This window comes from Phytohabitans aurantiacus, from assembly GCF_027923225.1.
Lineage (GTDB): Bacteria > Actinomycetota > Actinomycetes > Mycobacteriales > Micromonosporaceae > Phytohabitans > Phytohabitans aurantiacus.
In genome coordinates this window covers 96,233-117,752 of sequence record NZ_BSDI01000020.1, presented here as the reverse complement: position 1 = coordinate 117,752, position 21,520 = coordinate 96,233, and the positions used below count along the sequence as shown (strand labels likewise).

General features: G+C 71.4%; 18 protein-coding genes. 14 read left to right on the top strand and 4 right to left on the bottom strand.

Translation table 11 applies throughout. The annotated features are described in order from the left end of the window. Positions 1 to 9 precede the first annotated feature (9 nt). A complete protein-coding gene (locus tag QMG73_RS21900; RefSeq protein WP_281898501.1) occupies positions 10 to 669 on the bottom strand; it encodes a DUF6766 family protein in 660 nt (219 codons plus the stop codon). Between the two features lie 134 nt (positions 670 to 803). On the opposite strand from QMG73_RS21900, the gene QMG73_RS21895 reads away from it, so the two are divergent. Next, the gene (locus tag QMG73_RS21895; RefSeq protein WP_281898499.1) at positions 804 to 2,441 is read left to right on the top strand and encodes an alkaline phosphatase D family protein; all 1,638 of its coding nucleotides are present in this window, start codon (positions 804 to 806) and stop codon (positions 2,439 to 2,441) included. Here the strand turns inward: QMG73_RS21895 and QMG73_RS21890 are convergent, their stop codons facing one another. After that, positions 2,442 to 3,998, bottom strand: a complete 1,557-nt coding sequence (locus tag QMG73_RS21890) for a mucoidy inhibitor MuiA family protein (RefSeq protein ID WP_281898497.1) — start codon at positions 3,996 to 3,998, stop codon at positions 2,442 to 2,444. It abuts the gene before it with no gap. A 36-nt stretch (positions 3,999 to 4,034) separates the two neighbouring features. On the opposite strand from QMG73_RS21890, the gene QMG73_RS21885 reads away from it, so the two are divergent. The 10 genes from QMG73_RS21885 (at position 4,035) to QMG73_RS21840 (ending at position 17,270) form a co-directional block, all read left to right on the top strand. Then, positions 4,035 to 4,439, top strand: a complete 405-nt coding sequence (locus tag QMG73_RS21885) for a YjbQ family protein (RefSeq protein ID WP_281898496.1) — start codon at positions 4,035 to 4,037, stop codon at positions 4,437 to 4,439. Between the two features lie 130 nt (positions 4,440 to 4,569). Next, positions 4,570 to 7,344 carry a pyruvate dehydrogenase (acetyl-transferring), homodimeric type gene (aceE, locus tag QMG73_RS21880; RefSeq protein ID WP_309299511.1) on the top strand — a complete coding sequence of 925 codons (2,775 nt, stop codon included), beginning with the start codon at positions 4,570 to 4,572 and terminating at the stop codon, positions 7,342 to 7,344. 87 nt (positions 7,345 to 7,431) lie between these two features. Continuing rightward, on the top strand, positions 7,432 to 7,884 hold the full coding sequence (locus QMG73_RS21875) for a hypothetical protein (RefSeq protein WP_281898494.1): 453 nt from the start codon (positions 7,432 to 7,434) through the stop codon (positions 7,882 to 7,884). A gap of 40 nt (positions 7,885 to 7,924) precedes the next feature. Further along, positions 7,925 to 9,205, top strand: coding sequence for a GH1 family beta-glucosidase (locus QMG73_RS21870; RefSeq protein ID WP_281898492.1), 1,281 nt, complete (start codon positions 7,925 to 7,927; stop codon positions 9,203 to 9,205). After that, a complete protein-coding gene (locus QMG73_RS21865; protein ID WP_281898490.1) occupies positions 9,202 to 10,473 on the top strand; it encodes an MFS transporter in 1,272 nt (423 codons plus the stop codon). The genes QMG73_RS21870 and QMG73_RS21865 overlap by 4 nt, the downstream gene beginning before the upstream one ends. Then, on the top strand, positions 10,470 to 11,879 hold the full coding sequence (gltX, locus tag QMG73_RS21860) for a glutamate--tRNA ligase (RefSeq protein WP_281898488.1): 1,410 nt from the start codon (positions 10,470 to 10,472) through the stop codon (positions 11,877 to 11,879). The genes QMG73_RS21865 and gltX overlap by 4 nt, the downstream gene beginning before the upstream one ends. A 205-nt stretch (positions 11,880 to 12,084) precedes the next feature. Further along, positions 12,085 to 12,741: a hypothetical protein gene (locus QMG73_RS21855; protein ID WP_281898486.1), complete on the top strand. Its 657-nt coding sequence runs from the start codon at positions 12,085 to 12,087 to the stop codon at positions 12,739 to 12,741. A gap of 172 nt (positions 12,742 to 12,913) precedes the next feature. Continuing rightward, positions 12,914 to 14,389 (top strand): ABC transporter substrate-binding protein, encoded by a 1,476-nt coding sequence (locus tag QMG73_RS21850; protein ID WP_281898484.1) that lies wholly within the window; start codon positions 12,914 to 12,916, stop codon positions 14,387 to 14,389. Next, positions 14,389 to 16,092: an ABC transporter permease subunit gene (locus QMG73_RS21845; protein ID WP_281898481.1), complete on the top strand. Its 1,704-nt coding sequence runs from the start codon at positions 14,389 to 14,391 to the stop codon at positions 16,090 to 16,092. The genes QMG73_RS21850 and QMG73_RS21845 overlap by 1 nt, the downstream gene beginning before the upstream one ends. Further along, positions 16,089 to 17,270: an MFS transporter gene (locus QMG73_RS21840; RefSeq protein WP_281898479.1), complete on the top strand. Its 1,182-nt coding sequence runs from the start codon at positions 16,089 to 16,091 to the stop codon at positions 17,268 to 17,270. Before QMG73_RS21845 ends, QMG73_RS21840 begins: the two co-directional genes overlap by 4 nt. 21 nt (positions 17,271 to 17,291) lie before the next feature. Here QMG73_RS21840 and QMG73_RS21835 read toward each other — a convergent pair whose 3' ends face one another. Beyond that, positions 17,292 to 17,615: a hypothetical protein gene (locus tag QMG73_RS21835; RefSeq protein WP_281898477.1), complete on the bottom strand. Its 324-nt coding sequence runs from the start codon at positions 17,613 to 17,615 to the stop codon at positions 17,292 to 17,294. A gap of 217 nt (positions 17,616 to 17,832) precedes the next feature. Between QMG73_RS21835 and QMG73_RS21830 the strand changes: the two genes are divergently transcribed. Beyond that, the gene (locus tag QMG73_RS21830) at positions 17,833 to 18,996 is read left to right on the top strand and encodes a sensor histidine kinase (RefSeq protein ID WP_281898476.1); all 1,164 of its coding nucleotides are present in this window, start codon (positions 17,833 to 17,835) and stop codon (positions 18,994 to 18,996) included. Continuing rightward, entirely contained in the window at positions 18,993 to 19,649 is a 657-nt protein-coding gene (locus tag QMG73_RS21825; protein WP_281898474.1) for a response regulator, read from the top strand. Before QMG73_RS21830 ends, QMG73_RS21825 begins: the two co-directional genes overlap by 4 nt. Here the strand turns inward: QMG73_RS21825 and QMG73_RS21820 are convergent, their stop codons facing one another. After that, positions 19,650 to 20,273 (bottom strand): phosphatase PAP2 family protein, encoded by a 624-nt coding sequence (locus tag QMG73_RS21820; RefSeq protein WP_281898472.1) that lies wholly within the window; start codon positions 20,271 to 20,273, stop codon positions 19,650 to 19,652. On the opposite strand from QMG73_RS21820, the gene QMG73_RS21815 reads away from it, so the two are divergent. Next, positions 20,182 to 21,513, top strand: a complete 1,332-nt coding sequence (locus QMG73_RS21815) for a PucR family transcriptional regulator (RefSeq protein ID WP_407676841.1) — start codon at positions 20,182 to 20,184, stop codon at positions 21,511 to 21,513. The genes QMG73_RS21820 and QMG73_RS21815 overlap by 92 nt on opposite strands. The last annotated feature ends 7 nt before the right edge of the window (positions 21,514 to 21,520 follow it).

The window sequence follows — 21,520 nt, the reverse complement described above, 5'->3', positions numbered from 1 at the left end:
ATCCGCTGGCTATTCGCCGGTGTGCGCGTGCGAAGCGGTGACCGGTTTCGACTGGGGCGAGCCGTGCTGGCGGAGCACGACACTCAGCACGATCAGCGCGCCGACGGCGAGAAACTCGCTCTGCCAGTTTTGCATCGACTGGAACCAGAAGTCGCTCGTGGTCAGGAACGCCCAGGCGCTGATGGGCGCGGCGCCGCTCTCAAGCGCCTGCTGCTCGTTGTACTCAGCGGTGCCGCCGAACAGGTGTACCACGAACGACAGCACGAAAAGGCCGAGCAGTGCGATGGAAAGGCTGTTGCGGTAGAGCACCTGTTGCCAGCCCTCGCGACGGGCCAGGGCGGGCGAGTGAGACGTGGCCTTTTCCGGGTAGTCCTCGGGGCGGTCCTTCTGCCCGAGCGGTTTGGACTCGGGTGAGCCGCGCTGCACCAGGTACGCCGTGAGGAGCACGTAGAAGCCCATCTGGAGGAACTCGGACTCCCAGTTTTCGAACACAGCTTCGACGAAGTGGCCCGTGCCCAGATAGGCCCAGTAGCTGTCGGCGGCCTGGCCGTACTGCGCCAGCTCCTCGTTGCGCACCTGCCAGCCGAAGATGCTCTGCAGCACGATGAAGATCAGAAACGCCCCGAACATCACCAGTGACAAGGCGTTGAACCACAGCCACTTCCTCATGAACTGGTACTTTCCCCGCCACACCGGTTCTCTAACTGTTACCTTCACGTTCAACATCAAGATCCGTCGGTGGCACGCGCGCTCGCGAGGCTTCCCCAGGTTGATGCACGTCAAACCCCCTGGGGAGGTACCCGATGCCAGTCTCCCGACGGACCCTGATTGTCGGTGGCGCCGCAGGCGCGGCGGTTGCCGCGCTGCCCACCGGAGCCGCGATCGCATCGAATTCCGGTCCACTTCGGACCGACCCGTTCACGCTCGGTGTCGCGTCCGGCGACCCTGACCATGACGGTTTCGTGCTCTGGACCCGCCTCGCACCCGAGCCGCTCGCCGATGACGGCCTTGGCGGCATGCCCTCCCGGCCTGTCAATGTCGGTTGGGAGGTCGCGCAGGACGAGCGCTTCCGGCACGTGGTGCGGCGCGGCACCGCCGTCGCCCGGCCTGAGTCGGCACACAGTGTCCACATCGAACTGAACGGTCTGCTCGCGGGACGCGAATACTTCTACCGGTTCCGCGCCGAGAAGCACGTGTCACCCGTTGGACGTACCCGCACCGCGCCCGCGCCGCGCGCGTCCGGTGGCGCGCTGGCGATGGCGTTTGTTTCGTGCTCCCAGTTCGAACACGGATACTTCACCGCGTACCGCCGTCTCGCTGAGGACGAACCGGAGCTGATTCTGCACCTCGGCGACTACCAGTACGAGTACGCGAAGGGCACATACACCATCCCGGGCGGCAACCCGCGCGACCACGAGGGCCCGGAGACGCGCACGCTCGCCAACTACCGCCAGCGGCACGCCCAGTACAAGGCGGATGCCGACCTGCAAGCGGCGCACGCCGTCGCGCCGTGGCTCGTGGTGTGGGACGACCACGAGATCGAGAACAACTGGGCCGACGAGGTACCCGAACAGCCCGACCCCGACTTCCTCGCGCGGCGTGCGGCGGCTTTCCAGGCGTACTACGAGAACATGCCGCTGCGCCGCTCGTCGGTACCGCACGGAATCGACATGCAGCTGTACCGGCGGCTCCACTGGGGACGGTTGGCGACATTCCACATGCTCGACACCCGCCAGTACCGCGACGACCAGGGTTGTGGCGACGGATACAAGGACTGCCCGGCCGCCGTCGACCCCGCCCGCTCGATTACCGGGGCGGAGCAGGAGAAGTGGCTGCTCGACGGTTTCCGCCGCTCGACGGCCCAGTGGGACATCCTCGGGCAGCAGGTGTTCTTCGCCCAGCGTGACAACAACGCCGGCCCTGCGAAGGTGACGAGTCAGGACTCCTGGGACGGGTACGTGGCGTCCCGCGACCGGATCACGCGCGGCTGGGTCGCCGCCGGGGTGCGCAACCCGATCGTGCTCACCGGCGACGTGCACGCGCACTGGGCGAGCGACCTCAAGCTTGACTACGACGACCCGACGTCGCGCACGGTGGGTGCCGAGCTGGTGTGCTCGTCGATCACGTCGGGCGGCAACGGGGCCGACTCGGACCCGGCGACGCACCCGTTCCTGAAGATCAACCCGCACCTGCGGTTCTACAACAACCAGCGCGGTTACGTGCTGACGAAGGTGACGCGGGAGCGGTTGGACGCCGACTTCAAGGTGCTGCCGTACGTGAACACGCCGGACGCACCGGCGTACACGCGTGCGTCGTACACGGTCGAGGACCGCGTGCCCGGCCTGCACCAGACGTACTCGCGCCCCCTGGACCCGGCGCCGACCCTCCGCTCCGCACCGGCGATCCCGGACACGGCGGAGTGGGAAACGGCCCGGCCCTAGCTACTCGCGCCAGCCGGCCATTTCCACGCCGCGGGCGAGCTCCACGCGCAGGCCCATCGCCACCTCTTTGGTGTCGCCCGGTTCCAGTTCGAGCTTCCAGGTCAGGACCCCCAGCTCCGTGCGCTCCACGGGGCTGGGGTCGACCCGGAACGCGCGTACCGTGATGCCCTCGTCGCGGGAGACCGGGATCTGGTCGAGCACGGTCACGCGGGCCGTCCGGGGCGTGTGGTTGGCGACCGTCGTCCGGTACTCGACCTCGCGCCGCCGCGTCGCGCCCAGCGCCGCCTTGGTGGCTGTGCGCCGGATCAGCTTGCGCTCGACGCGGATGCGGTCGTCGAGGCCGAGCGCCAGCTCGACCTCTTCGCCGGGCGCCCAGGTCTCCAGCACGGTGGCGCCCACGAAGTCGGCGCCGTGGAAGACCGAGGCCCGCCCGGGCAGCAGGGTGTGCGCCGAGCCGTTGGCGGCGGTGGCCCGCAGGTGGGCGTCGGGCGAGATGGCCGGCGCGGTCACGTAGTCGAGCTGCACGGGCAGCTCCAGCACCGCGACCGTGGCCCGGTGCGCGCCTCCGTCGGCGGGCACCGCGACCGGGTGCTCGGGCCGGTAGGTGGCCGCCGCGACGCCCTGCTCGATGACGCTGGTGCTCTCCTCGACAGCGACCACCGCGTCGCCCGCGTCCATCGCGAGCGCCGCGTTGAAGGCCGCACCCGCAGGTGCCGCGGGCATCGGCGCCCGTGCCCGGGAGGCGGCCACGGCGCGCGCCACCGGCAGCGGGCGGATCCGGTCGAGGTACCAGGGGTCCAGTTCAGGGACGGTCGTGGTGGTCGCCGGACGGGCGGTGGAGAGCACCAGCTCGCACTCCGGCCAGTCTTCACCGGTGCGCTGGGTCACCAGCCCGAACCAGGTGACGGCGAGGCGCTCGTCGTCGAGGCGCACGTCGTACGTCGACTCCCAGCCGGCGCCGTCCACCACGTACGACAGTTCCAGCTCGACGGCCCCCTCGGCGGTGACCTGCAGCGTCACGGCGGCGACCAGTTCGTCCGGTACCTGCTTGCCCCTGATCTGCGCCAGGTGGCGCTCGACGGCGGCCTTGCGCCTGCCGGTCTCGTTGACGCGCTGCGCCAGCTCGCGCTGTCGGGCCTTGGTCGCGGTGAGCTGCTCGGCGATGGAGTCGGCGAAGGCGGCGACCGCCGCCGGATCGGTCTCGCCCGCGGCGAGCGAGCGGGCGTACGTGCCGCCGGCGCGCTGGGCGAGCGTGCTGAGGAACTCGGCGCGCTGCTCCTCGACGGCGGACGCGTCGCCGAGGGCGCCCATCTCGGTGGCGAGCGCGTCGCGCTGGTCTTCCAGCTCGGTCACGGTCGCGTCGGTCGGCCGGGCCTGGTGCCGGGTGACCACGTCGACGCCGAGCACGGTGGCGGGCCCGTGGCCGCCGACCCGGATCGAGTCGCGGTGCAGGCCGAGCGGGAGGGGTCCGATGTGGACCACCTCGGTGCCGGCCGGCAGATCCACCTTGCCGCGCCTGGTCACCCGGGCGCGGTCGGGATAAACGGTCACTGCCACGATCGGAGCGTCCACGCGGTCAAAGATACTGGCGGGATGCACACAGAGGTGATCACAGTACGAACTGGCACTCGGCCGGTGGTCCGGGACATTACGCGCGAAGCGGCTGCCTTCGCCGATGACAAGGGCGATGGGCTGCTGCACGTCTTCGTCCCGCACGCCACCGCCGGTATCGCGATCATCGAAACCGGCGCCGGCTCCGACGACGATCTGCTCACCGCGATCGACGACGTGCTGCCGACCGACGACAGGTGGCGGCACCGGCACGGTTCGCGGGGCCACGGACGTGATCACGTACTGCCGGCGTTCGTCGCGCCGTACGCCACCCTGCCGGTGGTCGGCGGGCAGATCGCGCTCGGCACGTGGCAGTCGATCTGTCTGGTTGATCCCAACGGAGACAACGCCACGAGACAGGTTCGGTTCTCGTTTCTCCAGGGATAACGCGTTGTTACCGACGGGTACGTGTGTCGCACGTCGCGTCTGCGTGCGCTAGGCGTGACGGAAGCACTTCAGACGGGGCAGGATGGAGGTTTAAGAGACCTATCCCACACACGATATTGAGGGAGCGCCTGTGGCTACGGAACGCAGTGCAGGGCAGACACCCCGCCGCCCCGCCCAGCGCCCGGTGATCAGCGACGGCCTGCCGAGCCAGCTTCTCGACATCGATCCCGAGGAAACCCACGAGTGGATCGAGTCGCTCGACGGCGTCATCGACGAGCGAGGTGCCAAACGCGCCCGCTACATCATGCTGAGCCTTCTGGAGCGAGCCCGTGAGCGCCAGGTCGGGGTGCCGCCCCTGACCACCACGGACTACATCAACACGATCCCGCCGGAGCGCGAGCCGTGGTTCCCCGGTGACGAGTTCGTCGAGCGCCGCATCCGGGCGTACATCCGGTGGAACGCCGCGATGCTCGTGCACCGCGCGCAGCGTCCGGAGATCGGCGTCGGCGGGCACATCTCGACGTACGCGAGCGCCGCCTCCCTCTACGAGGTGGGCATGAACCACTTCTTCCGGGGCAAGAACCACCCCGGCGGCGGCGACCACATCTTCTTCCAGGGCCACGCCTCCCCCGGCATGTACGCCCGCGCGTACCTGGAGGGGCGGCTGGGCGAGGACCGGCTCGACGGGTTCCGGCAGGAGCTGTCGCACGCCGGGCCGGGCGGTGGGCTGCCCAGCTACCCGCACCCTCGGCTGATGCCGGACTTCTGGGAGTTCCCGACGGTCTCCATGGGTCTCGGCCCGCTGAACGCGATCTACCAGGCCCGCTTCAACCGGTACCTGCACCACCGGGGCATCAAGGACACGTCCGACCAGCACGTATGGGCGTTCCTCGGCGACGGTGAGATGGACGAGGTCGAGTCGCTCGGCGCGATCGGCCTGGCCGCCCGCGAAGAGCTCGACAACCTCACCTTCGTGATCAACTGCAACCTGCAGCGGCTCGACGGGCCGGTACGCGGCAACGGCAAGGTCATCCAGGAGCTGGAGTCGTTCTTCCGTGGCGCCGGCTGGAACGTCATCAAGGTGATCTGGGGTCGGGAGTGGGACCCGCTGCTCGCCGCCGACACCGACGGCGCGCTGGTCAACCTCATGAACACCACGCCCGACGGCGACTACCAGACCTACAAGGCGGAGTCCGGCGCGTTCGTCCGCGAGCACTTCTTCGGCCGCGACCCGCGCACCCGCAAGCTCGTCGAGCAGATGTCCGACGAGGAGATCTGGAACCTCAAGCGCGGCGGCCACGACTACCACAAGCTCTACGCGGCGTACCACGCGGCGGTCAACCACACCGGCCAGCCGACCGTGATCCTCGCCAAGACGATCAAGGGATGGACGCTCGGCTCCCACTTCGAGGGCCGCAACGCCACCCACCAGATGAAGAAGCTGACGCTCGACGACCTCAAGTCGTTCCGCGACCGGCTGTACCTGGACATCCCCGACTCGGCGCTCGAGTCCAACCCGTACCTGCCGCCGTATTTCCACCCGGGCGAGAAGTCCGACGAGATCCAGTACCTGCGGGAGCGGCGCGAGCAGCTCGGCGGCTTCCTGCCGTCGCGGCGCACCACGACGATCCCGCTCTCGATCCCGTCGCAGGAACGCTTCGCCGATGTCAAGCGCGGCTCCGGCAAGCAGAAGGTCGCCACGACGATGGCCTTCGTCCGGCTCCTCAAGGACCTGATGAAGGACAAGGAGTTCGGCAAGCGGTGGGTGCCGATCATCCCGGACGAGGCACGCACGTTCGGCATGGACTCGCTCTTCCCGACGCAGAAGATCTACTCGCCGCACGGGCAGAACTACACGTCCGTCGACCGCGAGCTCTTCCTGTCGTACAAGGAGGCGACCACCGGCCAGATCCTGCACGAGGGCATCAACGAGGCCGGCTCGGTCGCGTCGTTCACAGCCGCCGGCACCGCGTACGCCACGCATGGCGAGCCGATGATCCCGCTCTACATCTTCTATTCGATGTTCGGGTTCCAGCGCACCGGTGACGCGTTCTGGGCGGCGGCCGACCAGATGGCACGGGGCTTCGTCCTCGGCGCCACCGCCGGGCGCACCACGCTGAACGGTGAGGGCCTCCAGCACGAAGACGGCCACTCACACCTGCTCGCGGCCACCAACCCGGCCGTCGTGGCGTACGACCCGGCGTTCGCGTTCGAGATCGCGCACATCGTCGAAGACGGCCTGCACCGGATGTACGGCGACAACCCGGAGGCGATCTTCTACTACCTGACGATCTACAACGAGCCGATCCTGCAGCCGGCCGAGCCCGCGGGCGTCGACGTCGACGGCATCAAGCGGGGCATCTACCGGTACTCGCCGGCGCCCGACGTCGAGGGCCCGCGCGCGCAGATCCTGGCCTCCGGCACCGGCATGCAGTGGGCGCTCAAGGCGCAGCAGCTGCTCGCGCAGGACTGGGGCGTGGCCGCCGACGTCTGGTCCGTCACCTCGTGGACCGAGCTGCGCCGCGACGCGATCCGCGCCGAGGAGTACAACCTGCTGCACCCGGGACAGCCGGCGAAGACGCCGTACATCAAGACGAAGCTGGCCGACTCGGCCGGTCCGGTGGTGGCGGTCAGCGACTGGATGCGGGCGGTGCCCGACCAGATCTCGCGCTGGATTCCGGGCGACTACACCTCGCTCGGCACCGACGGGTTCGGCCTGTCCGACACGCGGCACGCGCTGCGCCGGCACTTCCACGTCGACGCCGAGTCGGTGGCGGTGGCGACGCTGCGCCAGCTCGCGGTGCGCGGCGAGGTGGCGCCCTCGGTGCCCGCCGAGGCGGCGAAGAAGTACGCCATCGACGACGTCACGGCGGCTCCGGTCGGCGAGACGGGCGGCGACTCCTAAAGCAGTACACGATCAGGGCGTCCTTCGGGTCGAAGGACGCCCTGATCTTTGCGTTACGGCCTGGATCGGGTAGGGCAGAATCGCCGGATGCACTTCCACCGGCACGAGTTCGGCGCGGTCGTCGACCTCGTGCGCGGCGTGGCCAGCGCGCACGATCCCGGCGAGTACGGAGACGGCGTCGAAGTGGTCATCGAGGCGCCCGGCCCCACGTTCCTGCGCGACATCTTCGGCGCCGACCCGGCCAGCGCGCGCATCGCCGTGACCAAGCCGGGCGGCGAGGTCGCCTACCCCTTCCACGTGCGGCTGCTCAGCGACCAGGGCGGCAACGCGGGCCGCCGGGTGCCACGCCGTCCGGGATGGGCGTCCAGCAACTCGGCGGGTCTGGCGTTCATCATGCAGAAGGCCCGTCCGGACGGCGCCTTCGACTGGGCCGACCTCGTGGCTGGCGCGATCGAGGCGCTCACCGCGCTCCGTACGGACGCACCGGACACCGGCTGGCGGGCGGCTGTGGACAGAGCGGTATTCCGCGCGTACTGGTAAGCCGCTACAGTGCGAGGAACTTTCATGTTAAGGGAGCAGCATGAGGTTTCCGGAAGGCTTCACCTGGGGCGTCTCGACCTCCTCGTACCAGATCGAGGGCGCGGTCAAGGAGGGCGGCCGCGGCACGTCCATCTGGGACACGTTCACCCAGCAGGACGGGCGGGCCACCGGTGACGAGGCCTGCGACCACTACCACCGGTACGCCGAAGACGTCGCGCTCATGGCCGACCTGGGCGTCGACGCCTACCGGTTCTCGGTGGCCTGGCCGCGCATCCAGCCCGAAGGCACCGGCCCGGCCAACCCCGAGGGCATCGCCTTCTACGACCGCCTCGTCGACGCGCTCCTCGCACGCGACATCGACCCGGTGCTGACGCTCTTCCACTGGGACCTGCCGCAGGCGCTCGAAGACCAGGGCGGCTGGCTGAACCGGGACACCGCGTACCGGTTCGCCGAGTACGCCGACCTGGTCGGGGCCGCGCTGGGCGACCGGGTCAAGCTGTGGATCACGCTCAACGAGCCGTTCATCCACATGACGCTCGGGTACGCCACCGGCGAGCACGCCCCCGGGCACGCGCTGCTGTTCGGGGCGCTGCCGGCCGCGCACCACCAGCTTCTCGGGCACGGCCTGGCCGTACAGGCACTGCGGGCGCGCACGACCAGCCCGATCAGCATCGCCAACAACTACTCCCCCGCCTGGCCGCAGGGCGGCACCGACGCCGATCTGGCCGCCGCCGCGACGTACCACGCGCTGCACAACCGGATGTTCACCGATCCGCTGCTCGGGCGCGGGTATCCGGAGATCGGCCTTGACGAAGAGGTCGTGAAGGACGGCGACCTCGACATCATCGCGAGCCCCATCGACTTCCTCGGCGTCAACTACTACAACCCCACCGGCGTGCAGGCGCCCCTGCCCGGCGCTCCGCTCCCGTTCGACCTGGTGGCCCTCGACGGGTACCCGATCACCGACTTCGGCTGGCCGGTGGTGCCGGACGGGCTGCGCGACCTGCTCGTCGGGTTCCTCACCGAGTACGGCGACGCGCTCCCGCCGATCTACATCACGGAGAGCGGCTGCGCGTACGAGGGCGTCGACGACCCCCAGCGGGTGGCGTACCTGGACAGCCACGTCAACGCGGTCAAGGCGGCCATGGCGGCGGGCGTCGACGTGCGCGGGTACTTCGTCTGGTCGCTGCTCGACAACTTCGAGTGGGCCGAGGGGTACACGAAGCGGTTCGGCCTGGTGCACGTCGACTTCGACACGCAGGTGCGCACGCCGAAGACCTCGTTCAGCTGGTACAGAGACCTCATCCAGGCGTCGAGATGACCGCCATCACGCCCATTCCGGTGCCAGCCGCGCTGGCCGAGCCGACCGTACGCGTCGGCCGTTCCTGGATCGCGCTGATCTTCTCCGCCAACCTGGGCCTGTGGATGGCGTTCTTCACGCCCATCCAGATCCTGCTGCCGCAGCAGATCGAGGCGATCGACGCGGCCAACAAGGAGACAATGCTGGCCTGGGTCTTCGGGTTCGGCGCGCTGGCGGCCGTGCTCGCCAACCCCATCGCGGGGGCGCTCTCCGACCGTACGTGCGTCAGGATCGCCGGACGCGAGCTCGGCAGGCGGCACATCTGGACCGCCGGCGGCGCCATCGCCGGCGCGGCGGCGCTCGTGCTGCTGGCGCAGCAGCACACCATCGTCGGCGTCGCGCTCGCGTGGGTCGCGGCGCAGATCTTCCTCAACGCCATGCTCGCCTCGCTCACCGCAGGGGTTCCCGATCGGGTACCTGTCAACCAGCGCGCCGCGGTGGCTGGCTGGGTGGGTATCCCGCAGGCGCTGGGCCTGGTCGTCGGCGCGGTACTGGTGACGGCCGTGGTGACCGGCAACGCCAACGGGTACCTGGCGATCGCGGTGGCCCTGCTCGTGCTGGCGCTGCCGTTCGCGCTGCGTACCGCCGACGACCCCCTGCCGCGCGAGCACCGGGCGCCGCTGCGCACGCGCGACCTCCTCGTCGGCCTGTGGGTGAGCCCCCGGAAGTACCCGGACTTCGCCTGGGCCTGGGGCACCCGCTTCCTCGTGCAGCTCGGCAACGCGCTCGGCACCCTGTACCTGCTGTTCTTCCTCAAGGACAAGGTGCACTACCCGAACCCGGAAGACGGGTTGCTGGTGCTGATCCTGCTGTACACGGCCGGCATGATGGCGACCGCGGTGGTCTCCGGAAAGCTGTCGGACCGCTCGGGTCGCCGCAAGGTCTTCGTCATCTGGTCCGGCGTGATCATGGCGGTGGCCGCGCTGCTGCTCGCCGTCTGGCCCACCTGGAACACCGCTCTCGTGGCCGCTCTCCTGCTCGGCGCCGGCTACGGGGTGTACCTGGCCGTCGACGCGGCACTGATCACCCAGGTGCTCCCGGTGGCGACCGACCGCGCCAAGGACCTCGGTGTCATCAACATCGCCAACTCGGCTCCGCAGGTACTCGGGCCGGCCATGTCGGCGCCGATCGTGGTGTACCTCGGCGGCTACCCGACCCTGTACGCGGTCACCGCCGCAGTCACCCTGCTCGGCTCCGCGCTGGTGGTACGGATACGCTCGGTCCCGTGACCGTACGCGTACGCTTCGCCCCTTCCCCGACCGGTATGTTCCACGTCGGAGGCGCCCGCTCGGCCCTCCAGAACTGGATCTACGCAAAGCAGCACGCCGGTGTTTTCGTGCTGCGCATCGAGGACACCGACGCGGCGCGCAACCGGCCAGAGTGGACCGAAGGCATCCTCACCGCGCTCGACTGGATCGGGATCGAGCGCGGCACGTACGAAGGTCCGCACTTCCAGTCGGCCAACGCGGGCGAGCACCGTGCCGCCGCCATGAGGCTGGCCGCCGACGGCCGCGCGTACTACTGCGACTGCGCCCGCGAAGACGTGCAGGCCCGCACCGGCTCGCAGTACCAGGGGTACGACGGGTTCTGCCGCGACCGGGGGCTGACCGAGGGGCCCGGACGGGCGTTGCGGTTCCGGACGCCCGATGCCGGCGAGACGGTGGTCGTCGACCTGATCCGGGGCGAGCCCACGTTCGAAAACAAGCTGATCGAAGACTTCGTCATCGCCCGCAGCGACGGCTCCCCGGTCTTCCTGCTCGCCAACGTGGTCGACGACCTCACGATGGGCATCACCCACGTGATCCGTGCCGAGGAGCACCTGCCCAACACGCCCAAGCAGCAGATGCTGTGGGCCGCCCTCGGCGTGAAGCCGCCGGTGTGGGCGCACGTGCCCGTCGTCGTCAACGAAAAGCGCCAGAAGCTGTCGAAGCGGCGCGACAAGGTGGCCCTGGAGGCGTACCGCGACGAGGGCTACCTCGCCGACACCATGCGCAACTACCTGATGCTGCTGGGCTGGGCGCCGAGCGGCGACCGCGAGATCGTGCCGTGGTCGGTCATCGAGTCGGAGTTCCGGCTGGAGGAGGTCAACCCGTCGCCGGCGTTCTTCGACGAGAAGAAGCTGCGCGCGTTCAACGGCGAGTACATCCGGGCGCTCCCGGTCGATGACTTCGTCGCCGCGTGCCAGCCGTGGCTGACCGGTACCGCCACCATCCCGCCGCCGCCGTGGGAGCCGGCCGGCTTCGACGCCGAGGCGTTCGCGGCGGTGGCACCGCTGGCGCAGACCCGCATCGCGGTACTGAGCGAGATCGTGCCGAACGTCGACTTCCTGTTCCTGCCGGCGCCCGCGATCGACGAGGCGTCCTGGGTAAAGGCGATGAAGGACGGGGCCGGCGAACTGCTCGACGCGGCGGCTGACGCGTTCGAGGCCCTGCCGTCGTGGGACGCGGTGTCCCTGAAGGAGGCGCTGGAGGCGGTCGGGTTGTCGCGCGGGCTCAAGCTCGGCAAGGCACAGGCACCGGTGCGAGTGGCGGTGACCGGCCGCAGCGTCGGCCTGCCCCTGTTCGAGTCCCTGGAAGTACTGGGTCGCGACCGCGCCCTCGCCCGCATCCGCGCCGCCCGCGTCCGCCTCCCCTGAACCGACCCCCTATGCGCCGCCGCCTACGGTTACGATCAGCGGCCAGCGACCAACTTGGTTTTAATCGGTCCTGGCTCGCACATAGTTGCAAAAACGTTGTCTCCAGATGCAACCGCTCGCGGTTCAGCGGAGTCTTTTGAGTACGCGGATGTGATTTCGGGGACCGAAGCGCGGGACCATCCGTCAAACGGGCGGGAGGATGGGCATGGGCGCACGGGTGAGCCGGCGGTGGTTGCTAAGCGGAGCGCTGCTGGCGGTGGTCGCGGCGCCGCAGCTGCTCGCGTCGCCCGCCTCGGCGGCACCGGCCAACACCCCCAGTGCGGTCACGATCACCGGTGAGGGGCTGGCCCAGCCGATCACCGTCCAGGCGGCCGAGAAGCCCGAGCTCTTCACCGCCGTGCTGAGCCAGGTGAGCTGGCTTCAGGGCAAGGGCCAGACGAGCTCACCGAAGCCCGACAAGCTCGGCCCCAAGTACACGGTGACCGTGCTCGTCGGCGAGGCCGCCAAGCAGACGTACGACCTGTACCCGCTCGCCAGCGGCGGGCCCCGCGCGTTCCGGCCGGCCAAGCAGCCCGACAAGAAGCTCAAGACGACGGCGGCCTGGTTCTACGGCCGCCTCACCATGTCGGAGACGCTGCGCGCGGCCGGCGTGCCGCTGCCCGAGCAGGCCGACTCGCTGCACGGCGGCGGCGTTGGCGGCGGCGAGCGGGTGTTCGACGACAACACCCTCAATCCGGGCCGCGACATCGACGCGCTGCTGACCGATCTGCGCCAGATGCTCCTGTTGAACGGCGCCGTCGTGGTCGTCATCACCCTGGGCCTGGCCGGCATCGCGCTGCTGGTCCGCCGCCGCACCCGCTAGGGCGCGCCCCACCCCCCTCCGGGGCCGCGCCCGTGGGCGCGACCTACCCCTCCAAGGTCGCGCCCAACCCCTCGTCGATCAAGGCGCCCTTCGCACTGAAGGGCGCCTTGATCATGTGATGAACAGCGCACACGTGGAGATGACAACGGTTTTCATGTAGCGTCCCGAAGCTATGCGACGACTCAGCCTGCTCCTGGCCACGCCACTCCTGCTCGCCGGCTGCTTCGCCGGCGGTGGCGACGAGGCAGCCGCCGCGCCCGGTGACGCGCGCCTCCGCGTCGCGCTCACGTTCCCGCCCACGCGCGGCATGTCGCCGCACGGCGACGACGCGGTGCGGCTGAGCCAGCTCGGCGTCATCGAGGGCCTGACCCGGCTCGACGAGAACGGTGCCGCGCGGCCCGCCCTCGCCACCGAGTGGCGCCGCACGGACGACCGGACGTGGCTGTTCACGCTGCGCGAGGCGAGGTTTCACGACGGCACCGCGGTCACCGCCGCCGCCGTGTCGGACGCCCTGCGCCGCGCGAACGCGGCCACGCCCCGCCTGCGCGTGCTGACCGGGCTCACCCTCACCGCGACCGCCGCCGGCCCGGACACCGTGGCGGTCAGCACCGACATCGCCGACCCGCTGCTACCGCAGCGGATGTCCAGCCCGGCGCTCGGCGTCCTCGCACCGTCCGCGTACACCGGCGGGCAGCCGAACCCGGTCCGCACGGCGACCGGCCCGTTCGTCCTCACCGAGGTGCGCGGCGCGCAGGGCGTCACCGCCGAGCGGTTCGACGGGTACTGGGGTGAGGCCGCCCGCGCCGCCGGCCTCGACGTGGAGTTCGTCAGCGACGGCACGACGAGGGCCAACGCGCTGCGCACCGGCGCCGTCGACGTGGTCGACACGATCCCGATCGCGCAGACCGCCGTGCTCGACCGTGCCGCCCTGCACGAGGTGCCCACCACGCGCACCGTGAACCTGCTTCTCAACACCGCCAAGGGCACCTTCGCCGACCCGGCGGCACGGGCGGCGGCGCGGGCCGCGGTACGGCCCCGGCCGATCGTCGACGGCGTCTACGAGAGCCGCGCCGACGCCGCACAGGGCCTGTTCGGGCCGGCGCTGCCGTGGGCGGCACGGCAGCGCGTCACCCCGGAGCGCCGCGCGCCCGGCACGGTCACCGGGCGACCGGTGGTGCTCGCCACGTACACCAACCGGCCCGAACTACCCGAGATCGCCACCGTGGTCCAGCGCCAGTTGGAAGACGCGGGCTTCGCGGTCCGCCAAGAGGTGCGCGAGTACTCCCGACTGGAGGCCGACGCGCTCGCGGGCACCTTCGACGCGGTGATCCTGTCGCGCTCGACCGCACTCGACACGGGCGACCCGGTCTCGTACCTCGCCAGCGACTTCACGTGCGAGGGCAGCTACAACATCGCCCAGCTCTGCGATCCGGCGGTGGACCGGGTGGTCGCCGAGGCCGGGGCGACCGGCGACAGCGCGCGCCGCCAAGCGGCGATCATGCGTGCGGAAGCCGCCGTCCTCGCCACCGACGCCGCCGTACCGCTGCTGCACGAGCGGGTCGTGCAGGGCGTGGCGCCGGGCGTGACCGGCGTACTGCCCGACGCCCGCGAGCGCACCCTCGTCGGTGCCGGTACCCACCGACGCTAGTGCTGACGCTCGCTGGTCGGGCCGCCTCAGCGGCGGCCATCGTCGCGGCGGTCGGCGCGCTGCCGTGGCTCGCCCAGACGGATCCGGCTTTGACGGTACTGCGCACCCGCTCAGCCGAGCAGGAGCCGACCCCCGAGGTGCTGGACGCGATCCGGCGCGAGATCGGCACGGACGGCGGGCCGCTGCCGCTGCTGGGGCGGTGGCTCGCCGGACTGCTGCGCGGTGACGCCGGCACGTCCTGGATCTCGGGTACCCCGGTGCTGCCGGATCTCGTCGCCGCGCTCGGCGTCTCGGTCACGCTCATGGCCGGCGCGCTCGCCGTGGCTGTTCCGGTGGCCGGTGCGCTGTGCCTCCGTACCCTCCATTTAGGATCACGTCGCCGGCTGTGCCGCACCCGTTCCGGCACAGCCGGCGCCTTGCTCGCCGCGCTGCCCGAGTTCCTGCTGGCGTCCGCGCTCGTCACGATCGTGGCGGTACGCCTCGACTGGACGCCAGCGTACGGGTGGGACGGTCCACAGTCGATGGTGCTGCCGTCGCTGGCGCTGGGCGTACCGGCGGGCGCGCTGCTCGGCCGGCTGCTCGACGACGCGCTCCCGGCCGCCTTCGCGGAGCCGTGGGCGCGCGCCGCCACCGCCGCCGGCCTGCCGCCCCGCGTGATAGCCCGGCACGCCCTGCGCCGTTGCGTGCCCGCGCTGCTCCCCCAGCTCGCTCTCGTCACCGTCGGCCTGACCGGTGGCGCGGTGGCGGTGGAGAGCCTGTTCGCCATCCCCGGTCTCGGGCGGTACGCCCTCCAGGCCGCTGTCGCACAGGACCTGCCGGCGCTCCAGGCGGCCACGCTCGCGCTCGTACTGCTCGGCGCGGCCACCGGCCTGTTCGCCCGTGCCGCCCGGCGCGCGCTGCTCGGCCCGGCCCTGCGCGCCCGCGCGCTACCGCCGCTGCACCCGCCCGTCCTCGCCACCGGTCGCGTGGCCGCCGCGGTGCCGGTCGCGCTGCTCGCGGTACTGGCCGTGGTGATCGGGCTCGGACTGCTGCGCGACCCGTGGCAGGTCGACACGGCAGCCCGGCTGTCGGCGCCGTCCTGGCACCATCCACTGGGGACCGACAGCGTGGGCCGGGACATCCTCGCCCGGCTGGGGCACGGCGCGCTGCGCACGCTCGCCGCCGCGCTCGCCGTCACGGCCGCCACGCTTGTCGTCGGCGTGCTCGCGGGACTGCTGCCGCGGGTGTCGGCCGGCGCCGTCGAGGTGCTGAACGCGATACCGGCGGTGGTGGCGGGACTTCTGGTCGCCGGCGCGGTCGGGCGCGGCACGGTCGGCGCGGCGCTCGCGGTGACCCTGGTCGGCTGGGCGGCGCTCGCCGCACACACGGCCGCACTGTCCGAACAGGAGCGTGCCGGCACGCATCTCGTCGCCGCCGCGGCTCTCGGCGCCGGCAAGTGGCACGTGCTGCGCCGGCACATCCTGCCCGCCGTGCTGCCACCGGTACTGCGGCACGCCTTACTGCGCATCCCGGCGATCGCGCTCGCACTCGCCGCGCTCGGGTTCCTCGGCCTCGGCGCCGCGCCGCCCGCACCGGAGTGGGGCCAGCTCCTCGCGGAGAGCCAGGCGTACGCCGAACGCGCGCCCTGGACCGTGGCCGCCCCGGCGAGCGCGCTGGCGCTCCTCGGCGTACTGGCCGTGTCGCTGGCGGGGGTACGCCGGTGAGCCCGCTGCTGCGCCTGCTCATCGGTACCCAGCTCGCGTTCAACGTCGGGTTCTTCGCGGTACTGCCGTACCTGGCCGGTCACCTCGGCGACGAGCTGGGCCTGGCCGGGTGGCTGGTGGGGCTCGTGCTGGGCCTGCGCACGTTCAGCCAGCAGGGGCTCTTCGTGGTCGGTGGCGCGCTGACCGACCGGTTCGGCGCCCGCCCCGTCGTACTCGTGGGGTGCGCGCTGCGCGCGGCCGGCTTCGCATCATTGGCGTACGCGGGCAGCACACCGGCGGTCATCGGCGCCGTACTGCTGATCGGCGTCGCCGCGGCCCTCTTCTCACCGGCCGTCGAGTCCGAGGTGGCTCGCCAGGCGGTGCGGCACGAGCGGGAGACGGGGCGCCCGCGTACCGAGGTGCTGGCGGTCCTCGCGGTCGCCGGACAGGTCGGCGCCTTCACCGGCCCGCTGCTGGGCGCGCTCCTGCTCCTCGTGGACTTCCGCGCGGCCTGCCTCGCGGGAGCCGCCATCTTCGTGGCGATCCTGTGCGGACACGCCTGGCTCATGCCGCGACGCACGCCCGGCGCACCGCATGCGGCCGGCCACCGGCACACCCTTGACGGACTGCGGCTGCTCGTCCGAAACCGGCGCTTCCTCGCGCTCAGTCTCGCCTTCAGCACGTACCTGCTGGCGTACAACCAGCTCTACCTGGCGGTACCGGCGCGGCTGGACTCTCCGACGGCCGTCGCGATGCTCTTCGCCTTCTCCTCGGCGCTGGTGATCGTCGCGCAGCTGCCGCTGACGCGATGGGCGTCGCGGCGCCTGGCGCCGCGCACCGCGGTGTCGGCCGGCCTGCTGACCATCGCGGCGGGTTTCGCGGCCGGCGCGGCCGTGCCCTCCCGGATGCTCTCGATGGCGGCGCTGGTCGCTCTGCTGACCGTGGGGCAGATGCTGGCGGTACCGGTCATCCGCGCCTGGCTGCCGGACCTCGTGGAGGACGCGCACCTCGGCCTGTACACGGGCGCGCTGTCGTCGATCTCCGGAGCGGTGGTACTCGCCGGCAGCGCGGCGAGCGGAGCCCTGCTCGACACCGGTGGAGCGCTGGTGTGGCTCGCACTGGCGGCGATGCCGGTGGCAGGTGTGGCGGCGGTGCGAGCGGCGGCCCGCCCGCGCGCGGCTAAACCAGCGGTTACGTAGGGTAACCACGGTTGTGTAGGCTCAGCACCAGCGCCGTGGGGGGCGCTCCCGGCGCATGCCCCGGCGCCGCGGCCGGACGGCGAGGTGTGGGTGGGCGCCCGCCCAGCCTTCCCACCGCGTGCGGCAGGCTGGTGGTACGCCCCGCTTGGGCAGCGTGCGGCCGCCGTCGTCGTCATCCGTGTCGTCGGCGGGTGCCGGCGGCTCGTCTACGGCTTCGACCGGGCCGCCCACGGCGTGTGGACCGGCACCGCACACCCAACGCATCTGCCGGCCGGGCGGATCGTGGCTCCCCAACACGTAATGCTGCTCACCATCGACGCCGTGCTCGGCCTCCCCGTGCGCCATCTCGGCCTCCTTACTGGCGGTTTCGGCCTACGCCAGCCTCCCCGGCCCCTATGACATCACTCATCCGGCCACCTTCGAAATAACGTGGCCCACAGTGACGACACAGTGAGAACATGACAAACCGGTCGTTGGACTACATCCTTCGACGGACTTCCGCTCCTTACACCTCGACACACAGGCGGAGGCCGGCGGCGTAGCCGTGTGATGTGATCGAACGGTGGCACGGCTCGGACTGGAACGCGGGACCATGCGCCGCGATCTCGCGATCGCCGGCGTGTCCTTCGTCGGCGGCCTCGTCATGCTCGCCGTCGGGGTCACCCACCCGTTCGACAGCACCACCGGCGTCCCGGTCGCCGTCTTCGTCGCGCCGCTCGCGCTGGCGAGCGCGGCCCTGGTACTGCGCCGGATCGCCACCCGCACCGGTCTCGCCATCGGCACGGTGGCGGTCGCCGGCGACCTGATCCTCGGCGGGTCGCTCCCCACGCTCCTCGTGTACTCCCAGGTGATCTACGACGCGTGCGTGTACGGCCCGGCCCGGCTGTGGCGGCGGATCATCGCCGCCGGCATCGTGCTCACCGCCGTGGGCGCGGTCGCCGGTATCGCCCTGTTCAGCTCCTGGCGCGGGCTGGCCCTCGGCATCGTGCCGGCGCTCGGCGTCGTACTGCCGGCGGTCACCGGGATCAGTGTCCGGCAGTACCGGGACCAGGCGACCGCCGAACGCACCCGCGCCGAGCAGACCGCCCGCCTCGTCGAGCTGGACCGGCAGCAGGCGGTCGCCGCCGAGCGGACCCGCATGGCCCGGGAACTCCACGACGTCATCGCCAACCACCTGAGCGCGGTCGCGATCCACGCCACGGCCGCGATCTCGATCCGAGAGCGTTCGGGCGATGCCGGCGGCGGCGCCGTTGATCAAGCACTACGCGTCATCCGGGAGAACAGCGTGCAGGGCCTGGCCGAGATGCGCCAAATGATCGAACTGTTGCGCGAGGAAGCCAACCCTGACGCCCTCACCAGAGCCCGGCTCAGCGAGGTCGACCGGCTGGTCGCTCGGGCCCGCGGCGCGGGTTTGACGGTGCGCCTGGAGACCGTCGGGGAACCCCGGTCCCTTCCGGTCAGCGTCGACCTGGCCGCGTACCGGATCGTGCAGGAGTCGCTTACGAACGCGCTCAAGCACGGCACCGGAGAGGCCGGCATCGAGGTGGGGTACGCGGCCGGCATGGTGCTGCTGACGGTGGAGAACCCGGTCAACTCCGCGCCCGCCGCACCGGGCGCGGGTGCCGGGCTGATCGGCATGCGGGAGCGCGCGGCCCTCCTGGGCGGCCGGCTCGACGCCGGCGTCCACGGCAAGCTCTGGCGAGTACACGCGGAGCTGCCCGCATGATTCGCGTGGTGGTGGCCGACGACCAGGACGCGGTACGGGCCGGGCTGGTACTGATCCTCGACGGCGCGCCCGACGTGGCGGTCGTCGGGCAGGCCGCCGACGGCGAGGAGGCGGTGACCCTCTGTGAGCGGCTGCGCCCCGACGTCGCCCTGCTCGACGTGCGGATGCCCCGGCTCGATGGCATCTCCGCCACCCGGGAGATCGTCGCCCAGGACCTGGCCGACGTACTGGTGCTCACCACGTTCGACCTCGACGAGTATGTGTTCGGCGCGCTGCGGGCGGGCGCCGCCGGATTCCTGCTCAAGGACACCGACGCCGACGGCCTGATCACCGCGGTCCGCACGGTGGCGCGCGGCGACGGCATCATCGCGCCCGGGGTGACCCGCCGGCTGATCGGCGCGTTCGCGGCAGCCGCGCCCGCGACCCCGGCGGCGTTGCGAGCGGCGGTGGACGAGCTGACGCCGCGCGAGCGCGAGGTACTGGCCTGCCTCGGCCTGGGCCTGTCCAACCAGGAGATCGCCGACCGCCTGGCGATGGCCGAGTCCACGACAAAAACCCACGTAAGCCGCATCCTGGCGAAGCTGGCGCTACGCAGCCGCGTCCAAGCCGCAATCCTCGCTCAGGACCTGTCCTTCCCCCCACCCCCGCCGTGATCAGGGCGCGGGATGGCGCGGGATGGTGCGGGCTAGCAGCGGGACTACTGCCAGGGCCAAGAGGTAGGCGCCCAGTACGTCCGTCGGCCAGTGGGCCAGGAGGACTACGCGGGTCGCACCCACCAGCAGCGCGAAGACCAGCGCCGCCGACAACACCACCGTGCGGGCCAGGCGCCCCAGGCGGTGCCACAGCAGGAGTACCGCCGCCAGGCCAGCCGCCGCCGCGTGCGACGTGTGCCCGCTCGGAAACCCGTTGCTGTCGACGAACACGAACCCGTCCAGCGGGCGTGGCCGGTGCAGGGCCCAGTGCATGATGCCCCACAGCAGCGGGATCGCCGCCGTCACCAGCGCGCAGAACACCGCCGACGCCCGCTGCCGGGTCACCGCGAAGTACAGGGTGGCCGCGGCCCCGTACGCCAGGAACGGCAGGGTCGCCGCGACATCGGTCGCCGTTCGCACGAACGAGATCAGATCCGGGTTCGAGGCGCCGTAGGTCCGGAAGTCGCCGCTCAAGGACAGATCGAAGCGTTCGATGGGTGCCCAGTCGGCGACCACGAGCGCCATCAGGACCACGAAGCCGGCCAGAGCGGCCAGCGGCACGACGAGCGGCGGACGGGCGATCATCCCGGCAATAGTGGCACGTCGCCGGACGTGCGACGCTGGACCCGTGGCTACCAGCGAGGACGGCGAGCTGAAAGCGACGCTGCGCCGGATCGAGCGTTCCGCGGGCGCGCTCGCCACCGCGAGCGTGTCTCGCATGGACGAGACGCTGCCCTGGTTCCGGGAGTTGCCCGCTGACCAGCGCGCGTGGGTCATGCTGGTGGCGCAGGCGGGTGTGCGGTCGCTGGTCGAGTGGCTGCGCCGCGACACGCAGGTGGGCAGCCAGGACATCTCGGACGAGATTTTCGAGGCGGCGCCGCGCGCGCTCGCCCGGTCGATCTCACTCCAGCAGACCGTGGCCCTCATCAAGGTCACGATCGACGTGGCGGAGGAACAAGTACCGCATCTTGCCGCTCCCGGCGAAGAGCGCGCCCTGCGCGAGGCCGTTCTGAAGTTTTCGCGCGAGGTCGCTTTCTCGGCCGCGCGCGTGTACGCGCGGGCCGCCGAGTCGCGCGGCGCCTGGGACGCGCGGTTGCAGGCGCTGCTGGTCGACGCGCTGCTGCGCGGCGACTCCTCCGACGTGCTGGCGAGCCGGGCCGCGGCGCTGGGCTGGGCGGACGCGCCGCCGGTCGCCGTGGCGGTCGGGCGGTCGCCGGGCGGCGAGGTCGCGGCGGTCCTGCACACCGTGTACCGCGCGGCGAGGCGGATCGGCGTGGAAATCATCGGCGGGGTGCATGGCGACCGTCTGGTGATCGTGCTCGGCGGCGCCACCGACCCCGTGAACGCCACCGAAAAGCTGCTCGCCGGGTTCGGCGCCGGGCCGGTCGTGGTCGGCCCGGCGGTGCCGAGCCTCGACGAGGCCACCGAGTCGGCCCGCGCGGCGCTCGCCGGCTTCCGCGCCGCGCCGGCGTGGCCGACCGCGCCGCGACCGGTCGCCGCCGCCGCGCTGCTACCGGAGCGGGTGCTGGCGGGCGACGTCGAGGCTCGCCGCGAGCTCCGGCAGGACGTCTACGGTGGCCTCGTGCGCGCCGGCGGCGAGCTGCTCGACACGCTCGACAGCTTTTTCGCGGCCGGCGGGGTGCTGGAGGCCGCGGCGCGGTCGCTCTTCGTCCATCCGAACACCATCCGGTACCGGTTGAAGCGCATCGCCGACGTCACAGGTCTGTCGCCGTTGACCCCTCGAGACGCCTTCGCGCTGCGGGTAGCGTTGACGATCGGTCGCCTGGACAGGCCCAGTACGCCGGTGACCTCCACCACACGCTGAACGATCC